Annotated in this window: 22 protein-coding genes; 11 read left to right on the plus strand and 11 right to left on the minus strand. The window is 55.3% G+C overall.

The features are described from left to right. Positions 1-53 precede the first annotated feature (53 nt). Positions 54-1253, minus strand: a complete 1200-nt coding sequence (gene mtnK, locus AC4ICF_RS06420; RefSeq protein WP_316380940.1) for an S-methyl-5-thioribose kinase — start codon at positions 1251-1253, stop codon at positions 54-56. A 104-nt stretch (positions 1254-1357) separates the two neighbouring features. Here mtnK and mtnA point away from each other — a divergent pair, with 104 nt between their 5' ends. Continuing rightward, positions 1358-2374: an S-methyl-5-thioribose-1-phosphate isomerase gene (mtnA, locus tag AC4ICF_RS06425; protein ID WP_316380938.1), complete on the plus strand. Its 1017-nt coding sequence runs from the start codon at positions 1358-1360 to the stop codon at positions 2372-2374. 42 nt (positions 2375-2416) lie between these two features. Continuing rightward, positions 2417-2887, plus strand: coding sequence for an SRPBCC family protein (locus tag AC4ICF_RS06430; RefSeq protein ID WP_316380937.1), 471 nt, complete (start codon positions 2417-2419; stop codon positions 2885-2887). 94 nt (positions 2888-2981) lie between these two features. Here AC4ICF_RS06430 and AC4ICF_RS06435 read toward each other — a convergent pair whose 3' ends face one another. The 4 genes from AC4ICF_RS06435 to AC4ICF_RS06450 all read right to left on the minus strand — a co-directional run bounded on the left by AC4ICF_RS06435 (position 2982) and on the right by AC4ICF_RS06450 (position 6261). Then, positions 2982-4310 (minus strand): IS4 family transposase, encoded by a 1329-nt coding sequence (locus AC4ICF_RS06435; RefSeq protein ID WP_479984861.1) that lies wholly within the window; start codon positions 4308-4310, stop codon positions 2982-2984. Between the two features lie 111 nt (positions 4311-4421). After that, the gene (locus tag AC4ICF_RS06440) at positions 4422-4964 is read right to left on the minus strand and encodes a 1,2-dihydroxy-3-keto-5-methylthiopentene dioxygenase (RefSeq protein WP_316380507.1); all 543 of its coding nucleotides are present in this window, start codon (positions 4962-4964) and stop codon (positions 4422-4424) included. After that, a complete protein-coding gene (gene mtnC / locus AC4ICF_RS06445) occupies positions 4961-5650 on the minus strand; it encodes an acireductone synthase (protein ID WP_166710410.1) in 690 nt (229 codons plus the stop codon). The genes AC4ICF_RS06440 and mtnC overlap by 4 nt, the downstream gene beginning before the upstream one ends. Then, positions 5647-6261 (minus strand): methylthioribulose 1-phosphate dehydratase, encoded by a 615-nt coding sequence (locus tag AC4ICF_RS06450; RefSeq protein ID WP_316380506.1) that lies wholly within the window; start codon positions 6259-6261, stop codon positions 5647-5649. The genes mtnC and AC4ICF_RS06450 overlap by 4 nt, the downstream gene beginning before the upstream one ends. Before the next feature lie 247 nt (positions 6262-6508). Here AC4ICF_RS06450 and AC4ICF_RS06455 point away from each other — a divergent pair, with 247 nt between their 5' ends. Continuing rightward, on the plus strand, positions 6509-7669 hold the full coding sequence (locus tag AC4ICF_RS06455; RefSeq protein WP_316380505.1) for a pyridoxal phosphate-dependent aminotransferase: 1161 nt from the start codon (positions 6509-6511) through the stop codon (positions 7667-7669). Here the strand turns inward: AC4ICF_RS06455 and AC4ICF_RS06460 are convergent, their stop codons facing one another. The 3 genes from AC4ICF_RS06460 to citR all read right to left on the minus strand — a co-directional run bounded on the left by AC4ICF_RS06460 (position 7670) and on the right by citR (position 10580). Next, positions 7670-8296, minus strand: a complete 627-nt coding sequence (locus tag AC4ICF_RS06460; protein WP_316380504.1) for an IbrB-like domain-containing protein — start codon at positions 8294-8296, stop codon at positions 7670-7672. Next, positions 8281-9504 (minus strand): phosphoadenosine phosphosulfate reductase, encoded by a 1224-nt coding sequence (locus tag AC4ICF_RS06465; protein WP_316380503.1) that lies wholly within the window; start codon positions 9502-9504, stop codon positions 8281-8283. The genes AC4ICF_RS06460 and AC4ICF_RS06465 overlap by 16 nt, the downstream gene beginning before the upstream one ends. 176 nt (positions 9505-9680) lie before the next feature. Beyond that, entirely contained in the window at positions 9681-10580 is a 900-nt protein-coding gene (citR, locus tag AC4ICF_RS06470) for a DNA-binding transcriptional repressor CitR (RefSeq protein ID WP_316380502.1), read from the minus strand. A 623-nt stretch (positions 10581-11203) separates the two neighbouring features. Here citR and ahpC point away from each other — a divergent pair. The 6 genes from ahpC to AC4ICF_RS06500 all read left to right on the plus strand — a co-directional run bounded on the left by ahpC (position 11204) and on the right by AC4ICF_RS06500 (position 17933). Next, entirely contained in the window at positions 11204-11767 is a 564-nt protein-coding gene (gene ahpC, locus AC4ICF_RS06475) for an alkyl hydroperoxide reductase subunit C (protein ID WP_014882974.1), read from the plus strand. A 241-nt stretch (positions 11768-12008) separates the two neighbouring features. Next, on the plus strand, positions 12009-13574 hold the full coding sequence (gene ahpF, locus AC4ICF_RS06480; RefSeq protein WP_163330479.1) for an alkyl hydroperoxide reductase subunit F: 1566 nt from the start codon (positions 12009-12011) through the stop codon (positions 13572-13574). A gap of 189 nt (positions 13575-13763) precedes the next feature. Beyond that, entirely contained in the window at positions 13764-14339 is a 576-nt protein-coding gene (locus AC4ICF_RS06485) for a TorD/DmsD family molecular chaperone (protein ID WP_316380501.1), read from the plus strand. Continuing rightward, complete coding sequence (locus tag AC4ICF_RS06490; protein WP_316380500.1) at positions 14336-16612, plus strand: molybdopterin-dependent oxidoreductase; 2277 nt, start codon at positions 14336-14338, stop codon at positions 16610-16612. The genes AC4ICF_RS06485 and AC4ICF_RS06490 overlap by 4 nt, the downstream gene beginning before the upstream one ends. Further along, on the plus strand, positions 16609-17166 hold the full coding sequence (locus tag AC4ICF_RS06495) for a 4Fe-4S dicluster domain-containing protein (protein ID WP_080327917.1): 558 nt from the start codon (positions 16609-16611) through the stop codon (positions 17164-17166). The genes AC4ICF_RS06490 and AC4ICF_RS06495 overlap by 4 nt, the downstream gene beginning before the upstream one ends. Then, a complete protein-coding gene (locus AC4ICF_RS06500) occupies positions 17166-17933 on the plus strand; it encodes a dimethyl sulfoxide reductase anchor subunit family protein (RefSeq protein ID WP_163330476.1) in 768 nt (255 codons plus the stop codon). The genes AC4ICF_RS06495 and AC4ICF_RS06500 overlap by 1 nt, the downstream gene beginning before the upstream one ends. 39 nt (positions 17934-17972) lie before the next feature. Here the strand turns inward: AC4ICF_RS06500 and uspG are convergent, their stop codons facing one another. Then, positions 17973-18401 (minus strand): universal stress protein UspG, encoded by a 429-nt coding sequence (uspG, locus tag AC4ICF_RS06505; protein WP_316380499.1) that lies wholly within the window; start codon positions 18399-18401, stop codon positions 17973-17975. Between the two features lie 181 nt (positions 18402-18582). Here uspG and AC4ICF_RS06510 point away from each other — a divergent pair, with 181 nt between their 5' ends. Beyond that, on the plus strand, positions 18583-19821 hold the full coding sequence (locus AC4ICF_RS06510; RefSeq protein WP_028012324.1) for a zinc-dependent alcohol dehydrogenase: 1239 nt from the start codon (positions 18583-18585) through the stop codon (positions 19819-19821). A 123-nt stretch (positions 19822-19944) separates the two neighbouring features. Here AC4ICF_RS06510 and rnk read toward each other — a convergent pair whose 3' ends face one another. Next, positions 19945-20355: a nucleoside diphosphate kinase regulator gene (gene rnk, locus AC4ICF_RS06515; RefSeq protein WP_061098890.1), complete on the minus strand. Its 411-nt coding sequence runs from the start codon at positions 20353-20355 to the stop codon at positions 19945-19947. Positions 20356-20601: 246 nt separating this feature from the next. Here rnk and AC4ICF_RS06520 point away from each other — a divergent pair, with 246 nt between their 5' ends. Then, the gene (locus tag AC4ICF_RS06520; RefSeq protein WP_163330474.1) at positions 20602-21219 is read left to right on the plus strand and encodes a flavin reductase family protein; all 618 of its coding nucleotides are present in this window, start codon (positions 20602-20604) and stop codon (positions 21217-21219) included. Here AC4ICF_RS06520 and rna read toward each other — a convergent pair. Next, a complete protein-coding gene (gene rna, locus AC4ICF_RS06525) occupies positions 21213-22022 on the minus strand; it encodes a ribonuclease I (protein WP_116341206.1) in 810 nt (269 codons plus the stop codon). The genes AC4ICF_RS06520 and rna overlap by 7 nt on opposite strands. Positions 22023-22091: the final 69 nt, after the last annotated feature.

Consider the following 22091-nt stretch of genomic DNA (forward strand, 5'->3'; position numbering starts at 1 on the left):
AAATTATAGTCAATGATTGTGAATGTTCCTCTCTCTGTGGGAGAGGGGAAAAATCAGCTGTACTGCCGCACTCGTGCTACCAGCTCTTCCGCGCTGTCGATGCGGTCGGCAATGACAATCAGCGCTTTACCGAGCGTTATCGCGTGGCGCAGGCATTCGTGGCGCATGGCTTCATCCTGGATGGTGTCGATATCCGCCACGTGGGAAAGCCCGACGCTGCGGCGAATTAATTCGGTGCCGCAGAACCCGATGGCATCATGCCAGACTTTTTTCAGGAACGCGGAGGCATAGCCCGGCGCGCCGAGCGCGGCGTCGCGGGCTTTCTCGTTTGCCAGTGCCTGGAAGCGTTCCGCGAAGGTGTTCCACAGCTCCTGAATATCGGTCAGGCGCTGCTCGCGCGCGGCGGCAGCATCGCGAATGCCCAGATGCCCCGGCAGGCCGCAGAAGTTCAGCAGCAGGTTGCCGATGGCGGTACCGACGTCAAACCCAATCGGCCCGAAATAGCCAAACTCGGCGTCGATGGCCTTCAGGCTGCCGTCGGCCACAAAAATTGAGCCGCTGTGGATGTCCCCGTGCAGCAGCGCTTCGGCATGCGAGAAGAAGCGGTGCTTCAGGGAGGCTACGGCAACTTTAAGTTGGGCGTCGTCGCGCAGGGCGGCCACGTCGTGTTCCAGCTCGGCCGGGTAGCTGTTGCGCTCGTGGAGCTGGTACGGATCGTTGAAGAACAGATCTTCGGTGATCTCGCACATCTCCGGGTTGATGAACTTCGCCACCTGCGCTTTTTTCTCGTGCGGGTACAGGTAGAAATCGCTGGTGTGGAACAGCGCGTGCGCGAGATATTCGCCCAGTTGCTGCGCCGCCTGCGGGTAGTAAATGTTGTTGATCAGCTCGCCGCGCCAGATGCGATGGCTGGATAGATCTTCCATCACCATTACCGCCAGTTCCGGGTCAAAGTGGTGGATTTTCACGGTGTGCTGCGGGCTGTGCCGGTAGTGCTCGACCAGGGTTTGCGCTTCAAGGCGGGCGCGGTCCAGCGTCAGCGGCCAGGACTCACCAACGCAGCGCACGTAGGGCAGCGCCTGCTTAACGATGATGCGGCTCACGCCCGCGCTGTCGAAAATTTTAAAAACCAGATTGAGGTTGCCGTCGCCTACCTCCTGCGCCTCTACCAGCGATGAAGGATCGTCAAGTCCGCCAAACTGCCTGGCATACTCCACGGCATCCTGAGCGGTAAAGGTACGGTATTGCGACATGGCCTGCTCCTCACGAATTTCCTAATTAAGACATGTAGACGTCTATACATCTGGATTTCATCCTGACACAATGTGCTACAACAACGCAACAGGGAATTAACGACATGCAGACATTACAGACGACCAGCCTGCGGGTGGCGGATAATCAGCTCTTTATTCTCGACCAGCAGGCGCTTCCGCAGGAGAAACGCTGGCTGGATGCTTCGACGGTCGAGGCGCTGGTTGGGCACATTCATGCCCTGCGGGTGCGCGGCGCGCCGCTGATTGGTCTCTCTGCAAGCCTGCTGCTGGCGCTGCTTGCGGAAAACGGTAAAAGCCGCGACGAGCTGGCGGCGGCGCTGGAAACCCTGCGCGCATCCCGCCCGACGGCGGTGAACCTGATGAACAACCTCGACCGCATGAAGCGGGCGCTGTGGCAGGAAGATTTCGTTCCGGCGCTGGTGGCCGAGGCGCTGCGCCTGATTGACGAAGACAAACGGCTTTGCGACGCGATTGCGAAAGCCGGCAGCGTGCTGGTGAAGCCCGGCAGCCGCCTGCTGACCCACTGCAATACCGGCGGGCTGGCAACGGCGGGCGTCGGCACCGCATTGGGCGTGATTGCCCGCGCACATCGGGAGGGTAACGTCAGCAGCGTCTGGGTAGATGAAACCCGTCCGCTGCTGCAGGGCGGTAGACTGACCGCGTGGGAGCTTGGCGAGCTGGGCGTGCCGTATCGGCTGATTACCGACTCCATGGCCGCCAGCCTGATGGCGAAAGGGCAGGTGGACGCCGTGTGGGTGGGCGCAGACCGCATTGCCGCCAACGGCGACGTGGCGAACAAGATCGGTACCTATTCTCTGGCGGTGCTGGCGAAGTTCCACGGCATTCCGTTCTACGTGGCCGCGCCGCAAACGACCCTCGACCCGGACTGCCCGAACGGTGACGCGATCCCGATTGAGCAGCGCGCCGCCAGCGAGGTGACGGGCGTCGCGGGGAGCTTTGGCGCGGTGCAGTGGGCGCCGGAAGACGCGCAGGTCTACAACCCGGCGTTTGACGTTACGCCAGCCTCGCTGATTAGCGGCTGGGTGCTGGATACGGGCGTGGTCACGCCGGAAGAGGTGGCAAACGGGAAATTTGCCTGAGTCCGGCTATCCTTTAAGGGGCTCCCTTAAGAGGACAATATCGTGACGCTCGATCCTGAAACAGACTTAAAACTGGAGCGCGTGGTGGACGCGCCGCGCGACCTGCTGTGGCTCTGCTGGACCACGCCGGAACACATCAAAAACTTCTTCATTCCTGCTCCCCATAAGGTGACCGAATGCGACCTTGACCTGCGGGTGGGCGGGCGGTTCAACACCGTGTTTGAAGTGGACAGGCAGCGAATGGATAACCGGGGCGTATTTCTTGAAATCGACCCGGGTAAAAAGCTGGTCTTTACCGACGGCTATACTGAAGGCTGGAAGCCGGCTGAAAAGCCATTTATGACGGCGATCCTGCTGCTGGAGGATGTGGGCGAGGGCAAAACCCGCTACACGGCGATTGCGCGCCACCCGACGAAGGAAATTCGTGAGCAGCATGAACAGATGGGCTTCCACGAAGGGTGGGGGATTGTGCTGGATCAGCTGGTGGGATATGTGAAGGGACTGGAGCGTTGAAGCTCGAGCGGCCTGATGCCCTCACCCCGGCCCTCTCCCACAGGGAGAGGGAGCAAACACTAAAAATGGCAACTTCGGTTGTAATGCCAGTCAGTTAAGCAACTGACTGGCTTTTTTTCGGGGCTGTGGGGTATCTCCAGGGCCTTTCCTTTACCACCCTCGGGAAGGCCCTTTCCCTTCTTGTCGGCAACTTTACCAGTTGCGCCATGCTTTCAAGATCACGCATCAGCTCCGGGATACGCCCTGGTGAAGCGCCCTGCAGCGTCATCAGCATTCTCATGACCATGCCGCATGATTCTGAGAAGCTCAGCTGATTCGGCCAGTATCCTTTCAGATGGCCCGCCATTTTAATCATCTGATATCGCACCAGATTATACGCCAGTAACACGCCCCATAACTCCTGCTCCACAAGCTCCGGCTTTTTACTTCTCAGCGTCAGCCTGCTCAGTTGCATCGTTTGTTTTATCTCCCTGTACCCCAGCTCTATTTCCCAGCGATGGCTGTACAGGTCTGCCATTTCTCCTCCGGGATAGCGCATGGCGTCCGTCATCGACGTCAGCAGATGGCTGACTTTTCCTTTGCGTGTTACGGTCAGCAGGCGGGCTGTCATCTCATCTCCCAGACCCGGCCATTTTTTTCGTGCCTGTGGGCTGGTTTTCAGCTTCACCAGATAGTCGCCTTTACCCAGCTTTCTGACCTCTTCATACTGTGCTCCCTTTCTGAGAGGGAGCATCCAGTGACGGTGTTCTCCCGCCTGGCTCCACGCATTCAGCAACCCCAGCGAGTAATAGCCTTTATCCATTAACGTCAGGGTGTTATCGCCGGTCTGCTCTATCAGTTGCTCCGCGAGCTCATTTTCACTGTTTTTCATCGTGCCGAAGGCCGCTGCCGTCAGCAGATGGCTGGTCAGCTCCATCTGGCAGACCATTTTTACCTGCGGATAGAGTGCCGGGTTTCCGCCATGCGTCTGGCGGGGAAAGGCGCTGTCGTTTTCCGGCGTGTCCGGTGTTCGCCAGAACACACCATCGATGGCCAGCAGGGTCAGGCCGCACCAGTGCGGATGCGGCGTGGCGTTATGCCAGAGCTGCGCTGTTTGCGTGAACACGCGGCGGACGGCTTCGCTTCCCAGCCGCTGACGGGCCTGGATCACGGCGCTGGGGGCAACGAACGGACGATTGCCGGGTAACATGATATCCAGCCGGTTAACTATCTGATGAAGCGGCTCCTTGCGCTCAAGGGCCATACCGACAATGCACCAGACCATCATTTCCAGAGGAAGGCGCCGTTTGCGTAACGTGACGGTGCCGGATTCTTCAAGGCAGCGGGAAATCAGTTCCGGGTCAAGACAGTCGCCCAGAGAAGTCAGAGGGTTACGCAAAGAATCGTAACGGGATACCAGATCAAGAGCCTGTCCAATGTGCATAAAAAAATCCGGAAACGGGTAAACATTTCCGGATTCTTACACAGCCACTGGATCGGTCAACCGATCCTTAACTGATCGGCATTAGAGCTATAGCTGCCGTTTTGCTTTTACCTATGCCAGCTTTGGATATGCATCCGCGATTGCATCACCCGTAAACTGGGCAACCCACCCTTCCGGGTTATCGAAAATACGAATGGCGGTAAAGTTCGGCTCTGAGCCCATATCAAACCAGTGCGGCGTGCCCGCGGGCACGGAAATCAGGTCGTTTTTCTCGCACAGCACCTGATACACCTCATCGCCAATGTGCAGGCAGAACAGCCCCGCGCCTTCCACGAAGAAGCGCACTTCGTCTTCGCCGTGGGTGTGTTCATTCAGGAACTTCGCGCGCAGCGCCTCTTTCTGCGGATTGTCGGCGCGCAGGCTGATTACGTCCCAGCTCTGATAGCCTTTCTCCGCCACCAGCTTGTCGATGGCGTGCTGATACGCGGCGATCACGGCCTCGGGCGCGGGATCCTGCCCTAAATCACGATCCGCGTCCCAGCGTTCAAAACGTACGCCTTTAGCGTTGAGCTGCTGGGCGATCTCGGCGGCGTCGGTGCTGTGCCACTGCGGCTGGCTGGCGTCTTTGTCGGAATAAATGGTCAATGCGCTCATGAAGGGATCTGCTCCGGATTAATCTCGTCAAACTGGTGGACCTGATGGTGATGGCTTGCGCCGTCATCATCGCCGCGAATCAGCTGCAGGGTGCGAAAACCTGCCCGTTCAGCCGCGTCCAGCTCCTGATGGATATCAGACAGGAACAGGATTTGAGACGGGGCGATGCCCGTTTGCGCCGCAATGTTTTGATAAGACTGCACCTCGCGCTTGGCGCCGATGTGGGTATCAAAATAGCCGCTGAACAGATGAGTAATATCACCTTCGTCGCTGTAGCCAAATAACAGTTTCTGCGCGGCGACGGAGCCAGAGGAATATACATAGAGATCAATCCCCTGCGCTTTCCACTTTTCCAACGCGGGCAGCACGTCCGGGTAGAGGTGGCCGGTAAAGTCGCCGTTCACGTAGCCGTCGTGCCAGACGATCCCCTGCAGCGCTTTCAGCGCCGTCGATTTGCGGTCTTCATCCATAAAGGCAAAAAGGGCCTCGATAAGCTCGCTGACGCTGGCGTGCGGACTACCGATTTCATCACGCAGGTTGTCCAGAATGGATTTGACCGGCTCGGCGTACTGCTGCGCGGTCACGAAGGCCGCCAGCCGCTCACGCGCGTAGGGGAACAAAACATCATGGACAAAACGAATATCGCTGGTGGTCCCTTCAATATCCGTCACAATCGCGCGAATCATACTCTCTCCAGTTGTCGTAAACGCATTTCGCATTCAAATAAGAATTCTAGTCCTTCCAGATGACGCCGGGCTTCGGCCACGTCGCGTCCCCAGCAGGTTAAGCCATGACCGCGCAGAAGAAAACCATAATTAAGCGAGCGTTCCTGGGCGTAATGGGCGATTCGCGAGGCGAGGGCATCGATGTCCTGATCGTTATCAAATACCGGAATGGCGACTGTATCCAGATGCGTGGTCTGCCCGGAGAGCGATTTTTGCATCTCGAAACCGCTGATGTTGAGCTCGGCATCTTTGACCAGACGCGACAGCACCGTGGCGTTAACGGTATGAACGTGCAGGACGGCGTTGGCCTCCGGGAACAGGCGATAGATGAGGGTGTGCAGTCCGGTTTCCGCCGACGGTTTTCGACCGGACGGCGCGCGGTTGGTGGCGATTTCAACCTGCAAAAAATCTTCCGTCGTCAGGCTGCCTTTGTCCTTGCCGGATTCGCTGAGCCAGCACAGATGTTCGTCCTGACGCACCGACATGTTGCCGCCGGTGGCGGGGGCCCAGCCTTTGGCGCCGATCCAGCGGCAGGCGTCGACCAGATGCGTGAGTTGCAGGTTGTCTGTCATTTCCTTTTACCCTCTCGGTCAGGAATATTCATATGGTTTATACCCGTCATACTTTAAGTTGCAGGTGCGTTGGCTGCACTCACTCACCCCAGTCACGTACTTTTGTACGCTCCCGGGGATTCGTTCCCTTGCCGCCTTCCTGCAACTCGAATTATTTAGGGTATAGACGTCTAAGCGTCTTGATTGCCAAAGACTAACATCGTGTTATAGTGGCAGCAACATAAGTATTACAAGCAGGCACAACAAAATGAGCAATAACGCATTGATCCCGCAGAGTAAACTTCCCGGTCTCGGTACCACCATTTTTACGCAGATGAGCGCCCTGGCGCAGCAGCACAACGCTATTAACCTTTCGCAAGGGTTCCCGGATTTTGACGGGCCAGGCTATTTGCAGGAGCGCCTGGCGTACCACGTTGCGCAGGGGGCGAACCAGTATGCGCCGATGACCGGCGTGCAGGCGCTGCGGGAGGCCATTGCGGATAAAACGGCGGAGTTGTACGGCCATAAGCCCGATGCGAACAGCGAGATCACGGTGACGGCAGGGGCGACCGAAGCGCTGTATGCGGCCATTACCGCGCTGGTGCGCGCGGGCGATGAGGTGATCTGCTTTGACCCGAGCTATGACAGCTATGCGCCTGCGGTTGAACTTTCCGGCGGCGTGGTGAAACGCGTGGCGCTGCAGCCGCCGCATTTCCGTCCGGACTGGCAGGCGTTCACGGCACTGCTGAGTGACAAAACCCGTCTGGTTATTCTGAATACGCCGCACAACCCGTCGGCGACGGTGTGGCAAAAGGCCGATTTTGCCGCGCTGTGGCAGGCCATCGCCGAACGTGAAATCTATGTCCTGAGCGACGAGGTGTATGAGCACATCTGTTTCGCGAAAGAAGGGCACGCCAGCGTGCTGGCTCATCCGCAGCTTCGTGAACGCGCCGTAGCCGTCTCGTCATTCGGTAAAACTTATCATATGACCGGCTGGAAGGTGGGGTACTGCGTGGCGCCCGCCGCCATCAGCGCTGAGCTGCGCAAGGTGCACCAGTACCTGACGTTTGCCGTTAATACTCCGGCTCAGCTGGCGCTGGCGGATATGCTGCGCGCTGAACCACAGCACTATCGCGACCTGCCGGATTTTTACCGTGCGCGCCGGGATCTGTTTGTGACGGCGCTGGGCCAAAGCCGCCTGGAAATTTTGCCGTCTGAAGGAACCTACTTCCTGCTGGCCGATTACAGCGCCATTTCCGATTTGGACGACGTCAGTTTCTGCCAGTGGCTGACGAAAGAGGTCGGCGTGGCCGCCATTCCGCTGTCGGTGTTCTGCGCCGATCCCTTCCCGCACAAGCTGATCCGTCTCTGCTTTGCGAAGCAGGAATCGACGCTGCTGGCCGCGGCGGAGCGTCTGAACACGCTCTGATTATTTCACCGTCCAGGCTTCTGAGTAACGGCGGTCTGCAAACAGCTCCAGCAGGCCGTTGATTTGCTTGAGGCGCAAGACTTCATCGCTGTCCATTCCCAGTTCCTTGCTTATTTTCTCGTCATTCCAGCCAAGCTGCACCAGTTCGCGAACGATCTCCGACATCGCGTTAATCTGGTGTCGACCCCGCGCCCGGTTGTGCCGAATGGTTGCGGCCATACGGTTATGTTTATCCTGTCGATCCTGGCGTAGGCAGGTGACGGGGAGGTATCCCTTAAGCTGGTGCTTCAATGCCGCCCGGTTTTTGCCAATTTCATGCCGATGAAATCCATCCACAATTTCGTAATGTTGCGGTTCGCTTTCGGTCACAACAATTGGCTGGGTGAATCCATCAAGTTCCAGGGATTTGCTGAGCAACCGTTTTTCCGGCGGGGCCACATTATTGGGATTGTAATTGTTGGCGGTAATAGCGTCCTGTTTGATCCACAGTACGCAGTCGACAGGCTGATCGTAAAACGGGCTATTTTTGTGTAGTGCCTGGCGAAAGGCATTAATGGCGTTTATTCGATCCTCTTCGGGAAGAGACTGAAGATATGTTTCGATATCGTTGATTATTCTTTGTCGCATAAAATGCCCCACTCCTTGCGTTTAGCCTTCACCCTGTCGCTGTAGCGCTGATAATGTTTGGGTTTATTTGGGCTGAATGACAGTGCTCTGCACCAGTAGTCGTTATTCAGTAAAACCTTACAAATACGGCGCCACGAGGGAATGTCTTTGGCGCCGATATCGCCTTCCTGGGTATCGGGGATATCCTCCATGCCTCTCTTCTGATACCAGTGCAGATAAACGGCGATTTTATTGCGGTAATGCTCAGCCGTATTTTGCGGCATGCTGTTGATAAGCAGCATGGCGTATTCGCGCCAGCAGAGATGGTCCGGTTTGAGTATTTTGCGGTGACCGTAAAAATGGTTGTCATGCCCTGCGTAAATTCCTCCGCTGCGTACGCCGCTGACGCGCTCGCACATCATTGCCCAGCGTTCGGGTTCTACAACGTGGTAGAGCCATAACCCCTGACGCTGTTCCGGGCCAAAGGGTTCGCAGATGCGCATGTAGCGTGGCGGCACGCCGGCCTGAAACATCAGGTCATAGAGTGGGTTATAGCAACTCCCCGATTTGGCGAACCAGGTCCAGATATCGGCGGTTTTCCAGTCGTAGAGAGGGTAGATATACCAGGCATGCCCCCCCGGCGCGATGGTCGTCCAGGGTTTATCGTCGGCAAACCGCTGCTTTCGTGCTGAAGCGATAGCCAGAAAGCGGTTGTAGGATTCATCGGCACGAATACCAATCAGTACGGCCGCCGGGCGGTTGCGTGAATACCAGTCGGAGAAACTGCGAACAAAGACTTCAAACGTCATGCCTGGCTGGTAGAAAGGAAAAAAGGCGGGATCGGTTACTGCATCTTCAGGAGGCTGGCGAACCCACCGGGTGCCCGGTTCCCAGCATTGCCACTCTGGCTGAAATTGCGACAGGGAATTTTGCGTTGTCAGGGGGAGGGCCACCCACCAGAAATGGTCAATGACATCGCTGTACAATTCGCGCATATGTTCAACGTGGGCGATGGTATAAGAAAATTGCGCTTCCCAGTCGATAAACAGCACATCTATTTTTGTTTTCATCTGTCGCGCTCGAAGGGCAACCAGATGCAGCATGACGGTGGAGTCTTTACCGCCAGAAAAAGAGACACAGGTTCTGGGTAAATTCTCGAGAGTCCATTTTATTCGTTCCTGAGTCGCACTAAGAACATCCTGGTGCAGGGGGTACTTATAAATTGACATGTGCATTCTCATCCTGAGTAATTAATGCCGGGCTTAAGTGTCAATACTAAGGTGAGAATTATATCAGTCAAATAATAAATAAATGTATAAAGTTAATGCCGATTGTTTCTATAACGAGGGTGTATGTTTCAGTAATATCGTGGCTCGGCATTCTCAGCGAGAACCACGATAGTTATTCATGGGAACGTTATTTCTTCAATAAAACTCGCGAATGCTGAGCTATTCAGTGCGGAACGATTATACATCATGTAAATATCAATGCTGGGGAATTGAATATCAGTTTCTACTTTGCGCAGGTTGAGTGCCTGGCCATATTGCTCAAAGGCCGGGGTTGGCGCTAATCCGATGAGGTCCGATGAACTGATCATCGACAACAGAGAAATAAAGGAATCACTACGATAGACAACATTCCTTTCGGTTAAAATGTTTTCGGCTTTTTCCTGATAGTCTTTGACGCTGTTCTCATCGCTCAGGTAGGCGGTAAAACCTTCATTGAGGACCTCTTCACGGGTCGGATTTCCGCTCAGGCGGGGATGGCCCTCACGACAAACAAGGACAAAGGGAAGCTGGTAATACAGCGTGCTGGCGACAGAACGGCTGTTAGAGGAGGCAAAAGAAAATACCAGGTCAGCCTTGCGGTAGGCTAAGAGATCTTCAGCAGAGTCAGGCGCAAGAAAAACATCATGTAATTCAATGGAGTAATTGTACTTATCCATCAGCAGCTTCATAGGGGCAAGCATCGTTTTGGTGCTCATAAACTGCGGGCAGTAAATGATAAAGTTCTTCTTTAACCCGCTGCTGTGCATGATATTGATGGTCTGCTCAAGCTGGTTCAGGTTTTGCTCAAGATGATGGTGCAGATTGACCCCGACCGTAGTCGGCGTGATCCCCTTACCTGAACGAATAAACAGCGGATCGTTGAGCTGCCCGCGCAAACGCTGCAGTGACTGGCTTACCGCGGAAGGGGTGATATAGAGCGTCTCAGCGGCTTTACTGATACTCAGATGTTGATAAATGCACTCAAAAATGACCAACAGGTTGAGGTCGAATTTTTTAAGATCGTAGAGGTTTGCCATTTTTCGTCCTGATGATGTCGTGTTTGCTGTGGTTATCACATCACTGATAACTATAGTTTGAAGTTAACCATTTACAATCCTTTCGGTTAACTCTCTTAATTTTAAATTAAACTCACCTTAATATATCACGACATCAGATTATTAAAATAGCGCTTCAAAGATGATTAAGATAATTTTATCTTTGAAAGTGGGGTGAAGAGCTTAAATGACAATTGTCATTTATATATCGAGGTATTTTTATCATAAAAATAAATTTATAACGCCCCGAAATGATGTTCGATACTGCCTATCACAGCCATAGGCAGAAATGCTTCTGTTATGGATTGCTCAATCTCTGCACGGGTGGTGTAATCAAACCGCTGTTACCGCCTTGATATTAAGGGTTGTAGAGCGCAACGCAACGCCAGCTTCGGCTGGCACTGAATGTACCTGCGGGGAATTCAGGTATCAGGGCCGCCCGTCGAGGCGGCCTTTTTACTTTTGGCGTTTCCTTTAAAAGGTTCACCTTACTGTCTTGTTGATGTTGTTAGGTTTGGCTGATTGATTTGATAAAGCATACGCATTAGCCCCGATGAACAAAGTTGGTTACCTTACATCTCAACGAAAACACGGAGGAAGTACAGATGTCTTTGATTAATACCAAAATTAAACCTTTCAAAAACCAGGCGTTCAAAAACGGTGAATTCATTGAAGTCACCGAGAAAGATACCGAAGGCCGCTGGAGCGTGTTCTTCTTCTATCCTGCTGACTTCACCTTTGTTTGCCCGACCGAACTGGGTGACGTGGCAGACCACTACGAAGAACTGCAGAAGCTGGGCGTCGACGTTTACTCTGTCTCTACCGATACCCACTTCACCCACAAAGCGTGGCACAGCAGCTCTGAAACCATCGCGAAAATTAAATACGCGATGATCGGCGACCCGACTGGCGCCCTGACCCGTAACTTCGACAACATGCGTGAAGATGAAGGCCTGGCCGACCGTGCAACCTTCGTGGTTGACCCGCAGGGCATTATTCAGGCTATCGAAGTTACCGCTGAAGGTATCGGCCGTGATGCTTCTGACCTGCTGCGTAAAGTGAAAGCGGCTCAGTACGTGGCTTCTCACCCAGGTGAAGTGTGCCCGGCGAAATGGAAAGAAGGCGAAGCGACCCTGGCGCCATCCCTGGACCTGGTCGGCAAGATCTAAATTTCCGTCGTCTTTCACGCCATAGCTGCGTTGGCGTCGCCTGCTCACCCCGGTCACTTACTTCAGTAAGCTCCCGGGGATTCTCAGGCTAGCCGCCTTGCTCTGACGCGAAATACTTTGGAAGTTGTTTCAGTTATGGGCGCTCCCGCGCCCATTTCATTCCAGCACCATGATGCAAGTTGCATTCAGGCCGCCCCTATAAGGCAGCTTGCATGATGACGTCTTAAGAGAGGGAAGAACCATGCTCGACACTACGATGAAAACCCAGCTCAAGGCTTACCTTGAGAAACTGACCAAACCTGTTGAGCTGATTGCCACGCTGGACGACAGCGCGAAATCGGCAGAGATCAAGGAACTGCTGGCAGAGATCGCTGAACTGTCACCGAAGGTGACCTTTAAAGAAGATAATACGCTTGCCGTCCGTAAGCCTTCTTTCCTGATCGCCAACCCAGGCTCTGACCAGGGGCCGCGCTTTGCCGGCTCTCCGCTGGGACATGAATTTACCTCGCTGGTGCTGGCGCTGCTGTGGACCGGCGGTCATCCGTCTAAAGAAGCGCAGGCGCTGCTGGAGCAGATCCGCGATATCGACGGTGATTTTGAGTTTGAAACCTATTACTCGCTCTCCTGCCACAACTGCCCGGATGTGGTGCAGGCGCTGAACCTGATGTCGGTTCTGAACCCTCGCATCAAACACACGGCGATTGACGGCGGTACGTTCCAGAACGAAATCACCGAGCGCAACGTAATGGGCGTTCCGGCGGTGTATCTGAATGGTCAGGAATTTGGGCAGGGGCGTATGACCCTGACCGAAATTGTTGCCAAAGTGGATACCGGCGCGGAAAAACGCGCGGCGGAAGCGCTGAACCAGCGCGATGCGTACGACGTACTGATTGTCGGCTCCGGCCCGGCGGGTGCGGCGGCGGCGGTGTACTCTGCGCGTAAAGGGATCCGTACCGGCCTGATGGGCGAACGCTTTGGCGGCCAGGTGCTGGATACCGTAGACATCGAAAACTACATTTCCGTGCCGAAAACCGAAGGCCAGAAGCTGGCGGGGGCGCTTAAAGCGCACGTCAGCGACTACGACGTGGACGTGATCGACAGCCAGAGCGCCAGCAAGCTGGTTCCGGCAGCGGTTGAGGGTGGATTACATCAGATTGAAACCGCGTCCGGCGCGGTGCTGAAAGCGCGCAGCGTGATCGTTGCCACCGGCGCGAAATGGCGCAACATGAACGTGCCGGGTGAAGATCAGTATCGCACCAAAGGCGTGACCTACTGCCCACACTGCGACGGCCCGCTGTTCAAAGGTAAACGCGTGGCGGTAATCGGCGGCGGTAACTCCGGCGTGGAAGCGGCTATCGACCTGGCGGGGATCGTTGAGCACGTGACGCTGCTGGAGTTCGCGCCAGAGATGAAGGCCGACCAGGTTCTGCAGGATAAAGTTCGCAGCCTGAAAAACGTTGATATCGTCCTGAACGCGCAAACCACGGAAGTGAAGGGCGACGGCAGCAAAGTGACCGGGCTGGAATACCGTGACCGCGTAAGCGGCGACGTTCATAGCGTTCAGCTTTCGGGTATCTTCGTACAAATTGGCCTGCTGCCAAACACCACCTGGCTTGAAGGCGCGATTGAGCGCAACCGCATGGGCGAGATCATCATCGATGCGAAATGTGAAACCAGCGTGAAGGGCGTGTTTGCCGCAGGCGACTGCACCACCGTGCCGTACAAGCAGATCATCATCGCCACTGGCGAAGGTGCGAAAGCGTCCCTGAGCGCGTTTGACTATCTGATCCGCACCAAAACCGCATAATAAAAGAAAGTAAGACGATACCTGCAGTAGCCACCTCATCATGGGGTGGCTTTTTTTTAGTTTTTTTTACCCTCAATTATCCTCGTTATTGACTACTTCATGCGTTAATTACCTGCTTCGATCAAAGAAATTAATAAGTCTGCTGATAATATCTCGTCGTTTTCCCGTCGATAAATATTTATATTTAACATGAATGATAAAGATATATTCACCTCTTCAATATATGAGGCGTTAACCTCTTTTGAAATAAAGGGGCTAACGTTTCGCGATTTTTTTAACGCGGCGGATACAACATCGCGATGCGCCTCGTTACACCTTTTATTTCCGGAGAGTCGAGCCTGGCAGCAGGATGAGGCGTTAGAGGTTGAGTATGACTTCAACGCTCTGTTTGTCGGCCCTGCAACGCTGCTGGCACCGCCTTATGCCTCGGCGTATCTGGATGATGAGCCGCTGCTGATGGGGGCCACTACGCTCAGCATGCGCGAATTCCTGCAAAACATGGGGCTGTTCGTGACGGAGGAGAATAGCGTTCCCGACGATCACATCAGCTATGAAATGGAGCTGGCGGTGATGCTCTCTGCGCATGCCAGACATTCGCCGCAATATCACGATGCGCTTACCCGCTTCGTACTCGGCCATCTCGAATTATGGCTCCCTGCATTTATCACAAAAATAAATGATTGTGCAAAAACTTCCGCAATGAAATGTCTCGCGTCGCAACTAACTAATTGGTTTGATGAATTAAAAACGAGAGTAATATTATGAGTATTGATAAAGGGCAGCTAAACCGACGCTCCTTTTTAAAAGGACTGATTGCGCTGGGTACCGTCGCCGCATTACCCGGCGGATTATTATCATCCCGATGTGCCATGGCACAGCCTCCCATTCCATTTAACCCGAAAACCTACAAAATTTTCCGTAACGCTTGCCCGCGTAACTGCTACGACACCTGCAGCTTAAAAACCTGGGTCAAAGATGACGTTATCACCTTTGTCGACGGGGCGAGCGAGTCCACGTTTACGCACGGCGCGCCGTGTGTGAAAGGGCTGACCTACCCGCGCCGGGTCTACTCCCCGGATCGTATTAAATACCCGATGATTCAGGATGGTCGCGGCAGCGGTAAATGGCGTCGCATCTCCTGGGATGAAGCCATGCAGCGCATTGCCAGCAAAATGCTGGAGATTAAAAAGAAAGACGGCTCTATGCTCGGCCTGGCGCTGTCGAAATACTCCGGCAACCTGGGCGTGATGAGCTATGCCGTGGAAGGAATGATGTCTTCTCTCGGTTACACCACGCGGTTTGCCGGTACGCCATGCTGGCCGGCAGGGATCGATGCTCAGCACTACGACATGGGCGACATGTGGTGTAACGACCCGGAAGATCTGGTTAAAGCAAAATACATCATTATCTGGGGCGCAAACCCGGCGTGGTGCTCCATGCACACCATGAAGTACATCTATCAGGCGCGTGAGAAAGGGGCGAAAGTGGTGGTCATTGATCCGCTGTTCTCGCAAACCGCCGCGAAAGCCGATCTGTATTTGCGCGTGCGCCCAGGCTCAGACGGTGCGCTGGCGCTGGGGATGGCGCGCCATCTGCTGGATATAGGCCGCGTCGACCAGGAGTTTGTGAATAACTTCGCGCACGGTTTCCCGGAGTTCGAGCAGTATCTGCGAAGCAATATCACCGTTGAGTGGGCGTCTGAAATCTGTGGCCTGTCGGCAGACGTAATTCGCCAACTGGCGGAAGAGTTCACCGCGGTAAAACCCGCCACCGTCTGGATCGGCTACGGGATGCAGCGCCACGTCAACGGCGGGGCGAACGTCCGCGCCATTGACGCCTTCGTTGCCATGACCGGCAACATCGGTGTGGAAGGCGGCGGTGCCCGCTACGGCCATCTGCAGACCTGGGGCTACAACTACCATGCGATGACGCAGAAGCCACCGGTCGGGTCTGTTGGCATGGTGGGCGAAAGCGGCCCGGTAGGCGAGTTCGTCAGCGACAGTGGCGAGAAGAGCCACTACTCCGACCGCGCGCTGAACCTGAACCAGACCGCGCAGAGCATTCTTGATGCCAACGATCCGCCCATTCGTATGCTCTGGGTGGCGTGTAAGAACCCGTTTGCCCAGGACTTTGACCGCAACAAAATGGAAAAAGCCTTCAGCAAGCTGGAGATGGTGGTCTGCGTCGATCAGTTCTTCAACGAGACAGTGCAGCATGCCGATATCGTGCTGCCGGTGACCACGACCTTTGAGCACTGGAACCTGTCGTCGTCTTACTGGCATTACTGGCTGTCGGTGAATGAACCGGCCATTAAGCCGATGTACGAATGCAAGAGCGATCTGGATATTGCCGTGCTGCTCTCGCGTACCATCAACAAAATGGAGCCGGGCTCCTGTACCTTCCCGCAGGACATTGACCAGAAAAAATGGCTCGACCTTGAGTTTAATGAGGGCATGGCGAAACAGTTCGGCATCCACTCCTGGGACGATCTGCTGGATGGGCCGGTGAAAGCCAAAATGGTCAGCTCTGCAGCCTGGCACGACCGCAAGTTTAAAACGCCATCGGGCAAGTATGAGTTCCTCTCTGAGCTATGTGAAAAGAACGGCCATAAAGCGCTGCCGGAGTATATGCCGGCCGCAGAGGGCAAGCTGCCGTTCCATCTCTTCACCCCGCACTTGCAGTACGGCCTCCACTCTCAGTTCGTCAACCTCGACTGGATGCAGGTCTTCTGGCCGGAGCCGTTTGTCTATATCCATCCTGCCGCTGCGCAGAAGAAGGGCATTCGCGAGCTGGCAAAAGTCCGCGTGTTTAACGACGTGGGCGAAGTGGAGCTGCGGGCGAAGATCACCACCAACGTGCCGGAAGATTTCCTGGTGATGTATGAGTCCTGGTTTAACAAGCTTAAGTACAACGTGCAGAACGTCGTGAAAGATACGCCAGCCGATATGGGCAAAATGGCAACCGGTGCACCTGGCGCGGCGATCCACAGCCAGTTTGTCGACATTGCCCTTATCGTGAATGAAGGAGCAGACGCATGAGACGCGCATTTTTAGTAAACAGTGATAAATGTATTGGCTGCCGCGGATGCGCCATGGCCTGCAAGAGTTTTAACCAGCTTGAGCCGGATCGTTTCTGGCGCTATGTCTATCCGCTGGATAAAGAAATTTATCCGCATGAGGAGCGTGCGTTTTTCTCGCTGGCCTGTAACCACTGTGAAAACCCGGCCTGTCTGGCGGCGTGTCCGGTGGAAGCCTACACCAAACGTGATGACGGCGTGGTGGTGCATAACCCTGAACGCTGCATCGGCTGTAAAAACTGCATCCGTAACTGCCCGTACGGCGCCCCGCGCTTTAATGAGGAGACGCAAAAGGCTGAGAAGTGCAGCATGTGCTATGAACGTCTGGATATCGGAATGGCCCCGGCCTGCGTTAACGCGTGCCCGGTCGGTGCGCTGACGATTATCGATCTGGATGCCGATCCGCTGCCGAACAATGCTGTGCAGTATCCGCCTGGCTTCCCGAAGATGCCTCAGCTTAATCCGGGTACGCGCTTCATTCTGGCCCGTCAGCCAAAACAGCCGGGGGATAAATAATGGAAAAGTATGAATTACCGCTCGTTATCTTTACCGTGCTGAGCCAGATGTCCGTCGGGATGACGCTGCTCCTGACCTGGCGCACGCTGCGTGGCGAAGTCATTGGCAACCGCATGCACTGGCTGATTACCGGGCTGATTCTGGGCGTGGCCTCCGTCGCCGCGGTGCTGCATCTGGCGCACCCGGAACACGCTTACAATGCGCTCATTAACCTGAAGCATGCCTGGCTGAGCCGTGAAATTCTGGGCGCGACCCTCTACGGCGCCATGATTGGGCTGGCCTTCCTGAGTAAGGGGAACAAAGGCGCGGCGTTGCTGGCGTCCCTGTTCGGGATCCTGCTGGTGGTGGTGCAGGGGATGACCTACGCGGCACCGGCGATGCAGGCTATTGCCAACGGCATCACCATGATGCTGTTCTTTGCGACGGTCTGGGTGATGGGCTGTGCCGCAACGCCGCTGCTCGGGCTGAAAGCATCAAACGCCGCGCTGCGCCAGGGGATTATCGCTCTGATGGCGTTGCTGATTGCCGCGCCAGTGATGTGGCTCAGCGGTGGCACTATCATGAAGATGACCGCTCACGCCTGGCTAAGCTCGCCGCTCTATCTGGGCAGCCTGCTGTGCTGCGTCGTGGGAGGCGTGTTGTCGATGAAGCGCCAACCGATGCAGAAAGCGGTGTTTGCGCTCCTGCTGGTGGGCGTGGTGCTCAGCCGTCTGACCTTCTTCGGCGATACCGTCAGCACCATCGTCAATATTGGTCACCTGTACTGATAAACAAAACCCCGCGAAAGCGGGGTTTTTTGTCGGTATTTACCGGACCACCATCACCGGAATGTGGGTGTGGCGTATCACGCTGGAGGCATTCGACCCCAGCAGGTGAGTGGTAATGGAAGGATTACGTGAACCGATCACCACCACGTCTGCATCCAACTCCGCGGCCAGCTCATTGACGGCATCGCGCACGCTACCGAACCGGACGTGGGTTTTGATGCGGGAAGGGTCGATGCTGAAATGCCCGACCATGGTCTGCAGGCGCGTCTCGGCTTCGCGCTGTAAATGCTCCTCAAAGCGACGCACGTCGGCGGCAAAGCGGTGCAGACTCAGGCTGGCAGAGCCAGGTAAGACATGTAAAAGATGAATAATTCCGTCCTGCTGCGCGAGAAATTCCGCGTGGCGCACAGCCTTGTCGCTCAGTTCCATTTCGAAAACATCAACCGGCATAATGATTGTCTTATACATAACCGTTTCTCCTTGTTTATAAACGCTGGATACATTCAACCACAAAATATGAATGGTTTCTGTAAGCGCTTCGGCACTTTTCCTCTCTCGCCAGGATAAATCTCAAAAGGCGCGTATTTCCCGGCAGACATTCAGAGGTAGCTACCCTTTATAAACTTACCTGAAACCTTTCGGAGGTTGCATGAAAGCACTCACGTATCACGGTCCGCACCATGTTCGCGTCGAGAATGTCCCCGATCCCATCATTGAACAGCCCGACGATATCATCCTGCGCGTCACGGCCACGGCGATTTGCGGCTCCGACCTGCATCTCTATCGCGGAAAGATCCCAAAGGTGCAGCACGGCGACATTTTTGGACATGAATTTATGGGCGAGATCGTCGAGTGCGGTCGGGAGGTGAAGGATCTGCAAAAAGGCGATCGCGTGGTGATCCCCTTTGTCATCGCCTGTGGTGACTGCTTCTTTTGCCGTCTGCAGCAGTACGCGGCCTGTGAGAATACCAATGCCGGGCAGGGCGCCGCGCTGAACAAAAAGCAAATTCCCGCGCCGGCAGCGCTGTTTGGCTATAGCCATCTCTACGGCGGCGTGCCGGGAGGACAGGCGGAATATGTGCGTGTGCCGAAAGGCAACGTCGGACCGTTTAAGGTGCCGCAGCTGCTCTCCGATGATAAGGCCCTCTTCCTGTCTGATATTTTACCCACCGCCTGGCAGGCGGCAAAAAATGCGCAAATTGAAAAAGGCTCCAGCGTTGCCGTTTTTGGTGCCGGTCCGGTGGGGTTACTGACTATAGCCTGCGCGCGGCTACTAGGGGCTGAGCAGATCTTTGTTATCGACCATCACCCCTACAGGCTGCGGTTTGCCGAGGCGCGTTACGGCGCCATCCCCATCAACTTCGATGATGATAACGACGCGGCGGAAAAGATCATTGAGCAAACCGCCGGGCAGCGGGGCGTCGATGCCGTCATTGATGCCGTCGGGTTCGAAGCCAAAGGCAGCACGACGGAGACGATCCTCAGCAACCTTAAAATCGAGGGCAGCAGCGGCAAAGCGCTGCGCCAGTGTATCGCTGCCGTCCGGCGCGGCGGGGTAGTCAGCGTACCCGGCGTGTATGCCGGGTTTATTCATGGCTTCCTGTTTGGGGATGCCTTCGATAAGGGGCTGACGTTTAAGATGGGCCAGACGCACGTCCACGCCTGGCTGGGCGAGCTGTTACCGCTGATCGAAAAAGGGCTGCTGACGCCGGAAGAGATTGTGACCCATTATCTCCCCCTGGCGGATGCGGAGCGTGCCTATAAGATTTTTGAAAAACGGGAGGAGGAGTGCCGGAAGGTGATTCTGGTGCCCGGCGCAGAAACGCCTGAGGCGGCCGAGCAAAAAGTGAAGGGCCTGGTGAATGCGTTCCCGGGCGGCGTCGTGTGAGGTCACTCGCCAGTGGCGTTCAGGATACTGTCCCGGGTTGTAGCACAATCGGGTGAAGATGTTCGGAAAGAGGATGCAGGCGCATCCTCTGTGCAACGCGGGTCGCGTTTGTTCAGAATGACATTAACGCAGGTAATCGCCCGCAGCTTCTGGCTGGTAGAGCAGCTCCAGCACTTCCAGATGGGTGGAGGCACCGCCCGGCAATTCCCAGTGGATAGTATCGCCCGTGCGCAGCCCCAGCAGCGCGGCTCCCACTGGAGCAAGAACCGAAAGCTGCGCGCTGCTGTCGGTCATCTGAGCCGGGTAAACCAGCGTGCGGGTCAGCTCTTCACCGGTGGTGAGGTTGCGGAATTTCACCTGGCTGTTCATGGTGACCACGTCATGCGGCATGGACTCTGGCGTGCACATCTGCGCGCGGTCGAGCTCCTCATTCAGGGCGTCGGCCACCGGAAGTGAGGCGAATTCTGCTTTTTCCAGCAGTCTGTCGATACGTTCTGCGTCGAGCTCGTTGATGATAATTGTAGGTCTGGACATTTTTTACTCCATGTCGTTAATGCTGCGTCTAACGCAGAAACCAATCCAAAAGAAAACCCTCGCCGTCTGGCAGCGAGGGTTTTACTCTTCCGATGATACTGGCTGAACGGGCAAGTTTGAAGTGATGAAAGTCACATTCATGGGCCATATGAATTTTTGCTGAAATTTATTCAGTCTTCATTCCTGACGGATTGCGTTACGCTGTGTGTCCTGAACCAGGGCGTTGCCCGCCAACGAGAGAGAACTATGTACTTCTACCAACCGTCTCAGGGTCACGGCCTGCCGCACGATCCGCTGAACGCCATTATTGGTCCACGTCCGATCGGCTGGATCTCCTCATGCGATAAGGCCGGGCAGCAGAACCTCGCGCCGTATAGCTTCTTTAACTGCTTTAACTATCGCCCACCGATCATCGGCTTTTCCAGCAACGGCTGGAAAGACAGCGTGCGTAATATTGCTGAAACAAAGGAGTTTGTCTGGAACCTGGCGACGCGGGATCTCGCTGAAGCGATGAATCTAACCTCCGCCACGCTTCCTCACGACCGGGATGAATTCACCTTTTCGGGATTAACGCCTGCCGCAAGCCAGCTGGTGAGCGCTCCCCGTGTGGCGGAAAGCCCGGTCAATTTTGAGTGCCGCCTGTCTCAGTGCATTCAGCTTACCGGCGCCGACGGTACGCCGGTGGATACCTGGCTGGTGCTGGGAGAAGTGGTCGGGATCCATATTGCCGAAACGCTGCTGGAAGAGGGGATATACCAGACGGCGAAAGCGCAGCCCATCCTGCGAGCGGGTGGGCCGACGGCTTACTATGGTATCAGTGACGAACACCGGTTCGACATGGTGCGCCCGACGGTGGGTCAGTAACCGGCTTTATCAATGACAAATTGTTTTCCGCAGTTGCCTGGATGCGGCTGCGGGGCAAAGGATGCCACAGAAAGCGGGGCGTTAATGGTGTCTGCTTTCAGCGAAATCTGCATCTCGGTCAGATACGCAGGATTACCGTTGCAGGTCAGCTTGAAGGCTTTGATATTTTCCTTGCCCCAGGTTTTGGCAACGGCGCTGTCAAAATCACTGCGGCTGACGGTTTTACCGTAATTTTCCGCAAGGAAATGACCGACGGCGCTGTTTTTCATTTCCTGATTCATTCTCACCATGGTGCCGAAATAGGCGTCGGGATCAAAACCAAAGCAGACACCATGTTTGGCATATTCGTACCGTTCCAGACAGGAGTTTCCACCCGCGCCCGGCATGACCTCGTTCAGCTTAGCCGCGCCGGAGAGCGACAACCCTGTTTCGGCGGCAGCACACTTGCGGCTGGCCTTCACTTCCGGCATGTTCGGGATGGGACGCGTGGCGCAGCCAAATCGCATCCAACGACGTTCATCCACGCCGCGTGCAGCTATCGATTTTGGAAGGCCTGGCCATAATCCGTGAACGGTCAGAAAATCGGTTTTATTATCGCGCTCTTTTTGCAAACGACATTCATCCGGTTCATTGCGGTTACGCTCAACCATGCTTTGACAAAACCCCGTTTGCCAGGACAAAGCCAGCACATAGCGATCGAAATCGCCGTACTGCGTGGCCTTGAGGGGTTCGGCCTGTGCTGAGAAGAGACTGAGTGCAAGCGCTGCTGCGCCAGACGGGATAACGATATCCTTCCTGAACATGTGATTTCCAGATTGGTTGTGCGCAATTCATTTTTGTGGGTTATTAAAGCACAAAAAGCGCCCGCAGGC

The sequence above is a fragment of the Enterobacter sp. ECC_219_Taxon_10 genome (assembly GCF_058354905.1).

Bases quoted from the DNA above. Each gene is read 5' to 3' on its own strand.
- mtnK (WP_316380940.1), bottom strand. From the start codon at position 1,253: ATGTCGCAATACCGTACCTTTACCGCTCAGGATGCCGTGGAGTATGCC.
- mtnA (WP_316380938.1), top strand. From the start codon at position 1,358: ATGCAGACATTACAGACGACCAGCCTGCGGGTGGCGGATAATCAGCTC.
- AC4ICF_RS06435 (WP_479984861.1), bottom strand. From the start codon at position 4,310: ATGCACATTGGACAGGCTCTTGATCTGGTATCCCGTTACGATTCTTTG.
- AC4ICF_RS06440 (WP_316380507.1), bottom strand. From the start codon at position 4,964: ATGAGCGCATTGACCATTTATTCCGACAAAGACGCCAGCCAGCCGCAG.
- mtnC (WP_166710410.1), bottom strand. From the start codon at position 5,650: ATGATTCGCGCGATTGTGACGGATATTGAAGGGACCACCAGCGATATT.
- AC4ICF_RS06450 (WP_316380506.1), bottom strand. From the start codon at position 6,261: ATGACAGACAACCTGCAACTCACGCATCTGGTCGACGCCTGCCGCTGG.
- AC4ICF_RS06455 (WP_316380505.1), top strand. From the start codon at position 6,509: ATGAGCAATAACGCATTGATCCCGCAGAGTAAACTTCCCGGTCTCGGT.
- AC4ICF_RS06460 (WP_316380504.1), bottom strand. From the start codon at position 8,296: ATGCGACAAAGAATAATCAACGATATCGAAACATATCTTCAGTCTCTT.
- AC4ICF_RS06465 (WP_316380503.1), bottom strand. From the start codon at position 9,504: ATGTCAATTTATAAGTACCCCCTGCACCAGGATGTTCTTAGTGCGACT.
- citR (WP_316380502.1), bottom strand. From the start codon at position 10,580: ATGGCAAACCTCTACGATCTTAAAAAATTCGACCTCAACCTGTTGGTC.
- ahpC (WP_014882974.1), top strand. From the start codon at position 11,204: ATGTCTTTGATTAATACCAAAATTAAACCTTTCAAAAACCAGGCGTTC.
- ahpF (WP_163330479.1), top strand. From the start codon at position 12,009: ATGCTCGACACTACGATGAAAACCCAGCTCAAGGCTTACCTTGAGAAA.
- AC4ICF_RS06485 (WP_316380501.1), top strand. From the start codon at position 13,764: ATGAATGATAAAGATATATTCACCTCTTCAATATATGAGGCGTTAACC.
- AC4ICF_RS06490 (WP_316380500.1), top strand. From the start codon at position 14,336: ATGAGTATTGATAAAGGGCAGCTAAACCGACGCTCCTTTTTAAAAGGA.
- AC4ICF_RS06495 (WP_080327917.1), top strand. From the start codon at position 16,609: ATGAGACGCGCATTTTTAGTAAACAGTGATAAATGTATTGGCTGCCGC.
- AC4ICF_RS06500 (WP_163330476.1), top strand. From the start codon at position 17,166: ATGGAAAAGTATGAATTACCGCTCGTTATCTTTACCGTGCTGAGCCAG.
- uspG (WP_316380499.1), bottom strand. From the start codon at position 18,401: ATGTATAAGACAATCATTATGCCGGTTGATGTTTTCGAAATGGAACTG.
- AC4ICF_RS06510 (WP_028012324.1), top strand. From the start codon at position 18,583: ATGAAAGCACTCACGTATCACGGTCCGCACCATGTTCGCGTCGAGAAT.
- rnk (WP_061098890.1), bottom strand. From the start codon at position 20,355: ATGTCCAGACCTACAATTATCATCAACGAGCTCGACGCAGAACGTATC.
- AC4ICF_RS06520 (WP_163330474.1), top strand. From the start codon at position 20,602: ATGTACTTCTACCAACCGTCTCAGGGTCACGGCCTGCCGCACGATCCG.
- rna (WP_116341206.1), bottom strand. From the start codon at position 22,022: ATGTTCAGGAAGGATATCGTTATCCCGTCTGGCGCAGCAGCGCTTGCA.